Source organism: Methylobacterium sp. Leaf125, from assembly GCF_001423085.1.
Classification (GTDB): domain Bacteria; phylum Pseudomonadota; class Alphaproteobacteria; order Rhizobiales; family Beijerinckiaceae; genus Methylobacterium.
On the sequence record NZ_LMNU01000043.1, the window covers coordinates 1 to 3,138 of the forward strand.

General features: G+C 67.1%; 3 protein-coding genes. 2 read left to right on the top strand and 1 reads right to left on the bottom strand.

Features of this window, described 5'->3' with window-relative positions; genetic code table 11:
• Positions 1 to 317 precede the first annotated feature (317 nt).
• Positions 318 to 1,145 (bottom strand): hypothetical protein, encoded by an 828-nt coding sequence (locus tag ASF58_RS20100; RefSeq protein WP_055956740.1) that lies wholly within the window; start codon positions 1,143 to 1,145, stop codon positions 318 to 320.
• A 617-nt stretch (positions 1,146 to 1,762) separates the two neighbouring features.
• On the opposite strand from ASF58_RS20100, the gene ASF58_RS20105 reads away from it, so the two are divergent.
• Positions 1,763 to 2,443, top strand: a complete 681-nt coding sequence (locus tag ASF58_RS20105; RefSeq protein ID WP_055956744.1) for a ParA family protein — start codon at positions 1,763 to 1,765, stop codon at positions 2,441 to 2,443.
• Positions 2,440 to 2,841 (top strand): hypothetical protein, encoded by a 402-nt coding sequence (locus tag ASF58_RS20110; RefSeq protein WP_055956747.1) that lies wholly within the window; start codon positions 2,440 to 2,442, stop codon positions 2,839 to 2,841. Before ASF58_RS20105 ends, ASF58_RS20110 begins: the two co-directional genes overlap by 4 nt.
• The last annotated feature ends 297 nt before the right edge of the window (positions 2,842 to 3,138 follow it).

Below are 3,138 nucleotides of genomic sequence, written 5' to 3' on the forward strand. Positions count from 1 at the left end.
GCCAAATCGTCAGGAGATGCAAAAGCAAGCCGCCAACCCCGTTGGCCGCCCGCCGATGAACCGGGGTATACGGATCATGCCCCAACCCGTCAACCGCCAGAGGCGGGGAAAACGCACATGTCGCAGTTTGGTTCTCTCCCGGAAGCAGCGACGGGTGCACGCCCCTGTCGAGGTCGCGCTCCGACGAGGCCGGGAATCCTGCCCCAATCGCGTGACCTCGACACGTGCTCACCCTGGCGTTGCGCGCGCTTTTCGGGGGGGGTACGGCCCTAATCCCGAGGCGGGACAGGCCACTGAAGCTCCACCCGATCGGCGTTTCATCCCCAGGTTGTGCGGCTCTTCACTCCTTTTCTCGTAAACCCTTGATTCCGTGGGCTTCTCAAAAGTGAACCCTCCCCCCTTCCCACGACACCCGTGGTCTGAAGGCTGGAGTATCCCCTGTCCTGAAGCGCTGCAGGCTCGGCAGCGGGGGGGCGGACAGCCGTGCTCGGGGCAGTCCACCGCGCCAGCCAGGCCAGCCAGCTCGGAGAGACGATCCGAACCACGTTGGTGCGATTGGGACGGTACTGGACCCGTCGTTCCGTGATGGACACCAGGCCGAGGTTCTGGGCAATCCGCAGGGCCAGGCGCGCCTTGGTCTGGCCCACCCCGGCCCGGGCGGCGATCTCGGGGATCGAGAGCGTGCACTGGCTTCCGGCGACGAACGAGTCGGCCACGATCTTGAGGACTGCCAGTTCCCCCGTGGTGAAGCGGCAAGCGAGCTTCGGCGGCAGGGGCCCGGAGGCTGCCAGGGTCCGCCGGCGTTCCAGCGAGCGGGCCCGGTCGGGCGAGCGCTGGGGGCGCTTGGGGGGGAAATAGGACCAGGGGCGCGGATCCTGGCCCGGGCTCTGGCCCGAGGACGCTTCCGGGGCCTCCGCGGCCGCTTCGGGGGGCTTCCGGGAGGAGACGACGGCAAGGCCTCCGAGGGAAACGGCGGAGGCCTGGGCGCGCGGTCTGCGGCGGCCGTGGATGGCTTCGGCGAGGGCCTGGGCCTGGGCGTCCGTCAGGGCGCCCTCCCCGGCCGCACGCCACAGATCGCGGCTCAGGGCGTCCAGGGCGGCCAGGGGAACATGGTTAACGAGACTGAGTAGGTGGTCGAACGACATGGTGGTCCCTGGGTTGGGACCGCATCGGGCTGAGCGACATCGCCTCGAGAATGCACATTCTCGATTGACTCCTGAGGGGAGCTATGATGTACTGAGGACATTCCAGTCTTTTTCAGTACACTGCCGATTTGACGGCCCTCCGGTTTGGCGACCGGGGGGCCGTTGTCGTTTCAGGGTCCTACTGCGGCGGGCGGTGGTTCCTTGATCGAATCCCCGGTCAAGCAAGGACCGAAGACCGCGCATTCGGCATGCGAGGGGTACTCCTGTCAAACCAGGGACTTGCGTCGCTCCGCAGCCGTGCCCGATCCGTGACCCCTGCCGGGACCGATGCGCCCGTTCATTCCCCGATCCGTCCGATCCAAGACAGGGCATTTCCCTCGGCGAACCAGATAGCGTCACGGGTCCGGCAGACGATCTACCCGACAGAGCCGCCCCCCTCATCCAATCGTAAGTTATTCAAAAATCATGCAAATATCGCACAGATGGGCAAATGGGCTTTTGCCCAAGAACCCAATTGGGTTTACGGGTTCTTGGGACTTTGGGCGCTAGGGCAATGGGGCTCTTGGGACGATGCGCTCAGGAGGTTTGGGGTCCAGGAGGCCCGGGGAGCCTGTTCGATGGCGGTCATCAGCGTCTGCTCTACGAAGGGCGGAGTCGGGAAGACGACGCTCGTGATCTGCCTGGCGGATGCCTTCGCGCGCCAGGGGGGAAGCGTGGCCATCGTCGATGCCGACCCGAACGGGCATGTGGGCGCCTGGCGTGAGCGGGCGGGGGCGGACTCCACCGTCGCGGTCATCTCGGGCGTGACGGAGACCGTCATCCTCGACCGCATTGCGGAGGCGGCGACACAGTACGGGATCGTCCTGGTGGATCTCGAGGGCGCCGCCTCGCAAGCCGTCACCTACGCGATCGCCGAGTCGGACCTCGTGCTGATCCCCACCAAGATCTCGGGTATGGACCTGCAGGAGGTGTTCCGAACCTACGAGGTGGTGCAGCGGGCCGAGCGCATGCTGCGCCGATCGATCCCCGCGCGGGTGGTCCTGACCCAGATGTCGCCCCTGCAGAGCCGCGTCGCCCAGCATGCCCGGGAGGAGATCCAGGGCGCCGGCATCCCGCTGCTGCGGACCGAGGTGATCCAGCGGGCCGCGTACCAATCCATGCATTTCACGGGGTCGACGCCGGCCGGGCCGGGCGGAGACCCGAAGGCCGCCGCCGAGGTGGGGGGTGTCCTGAACGAACTCCTCGCCATCCTGGCCAAGCAGCAGGAGCTGGCCGAGCAACAGGGAGCCGGACGATGAACAAGCCTCCGTTCCTGCCCTCACCCCGCCCACGGCCGCATACGAGTCCGGAGGATGCCCGGCTGCTGGCGGCCGCGACGAGCGACCTCGGTTTCACCCGGGCCTCGAACGCCCCCCAGGAGCCGCCGGCCGCCCCGAGGCTTCCGGAAGCGCCCCGGCCAGCCGAGGTCACCGAGGCCAGCCCGGTCCCGACACCGAAGACCCGGGCTGCCGCGAAGCGAAAGACCAAGGCGACGGTCCTGAAGGTCGAGGTGCCGGATCCCGTCTGGACGGCCCTGCGGCAGGAGGCCCTCGATCGCCGGGTGACCGTGAAGTACCTGGTCCTCGAGGCCCTGGCGGCCAAGGGCTACGCCTTCGATCTCTCTGCCATCCCGAAAGACGGTCGCCGCCTGCGCTAGGTGAAGGGTCCGGAGGGGCCCTGTCCGAACAGCGGCTTGTCCGAAGATCCGATCCGGACCTTGCGGACGCCAGTCAGGCCTCCGCACCCCTGTCCGCAGGAGCATGGTCCAACGGACGTGGAACCGACCGATGCTCAGAAACGCAGAAAGGCCGCCCCGGAGGGCGGCCTTTCTAAGACGACGATCGTTTGAGGGATTGTCACTTGTTCTGTGCAGGTCTGGCGGCGACCGACTCTCCCGTGTCTTGAGACACAGTACCATGGGCGCTGGTGCGTTTAACGGCCGAGTTCGAGATGG

Bases quoted from the DNA above. Each gene is read 5' to 3' on its own strand.
- ASF58_RS20110 (WP_055956747.1), top strand. From the start codon at position 2,440: ATGAACAAGCCTCCGTTCCTGCCCTCACCCCGCCCACGGCCGCATACG.
- ASF58_RS20100 (WP_055956740.1), bottom strand. From the start codon at position 1,145: ATGTCGTTCGACCACCTACTCAGTCTCGTTAACCATGTTCCCCTGGCC.
- ASF58_RS20105 (WP_055956744.1), top strand. From the start codon at position 1,763: ATGGCGGTCATCAGCGTCTGCTCTACGAAGGGCGGAGTCGGGAAGACG.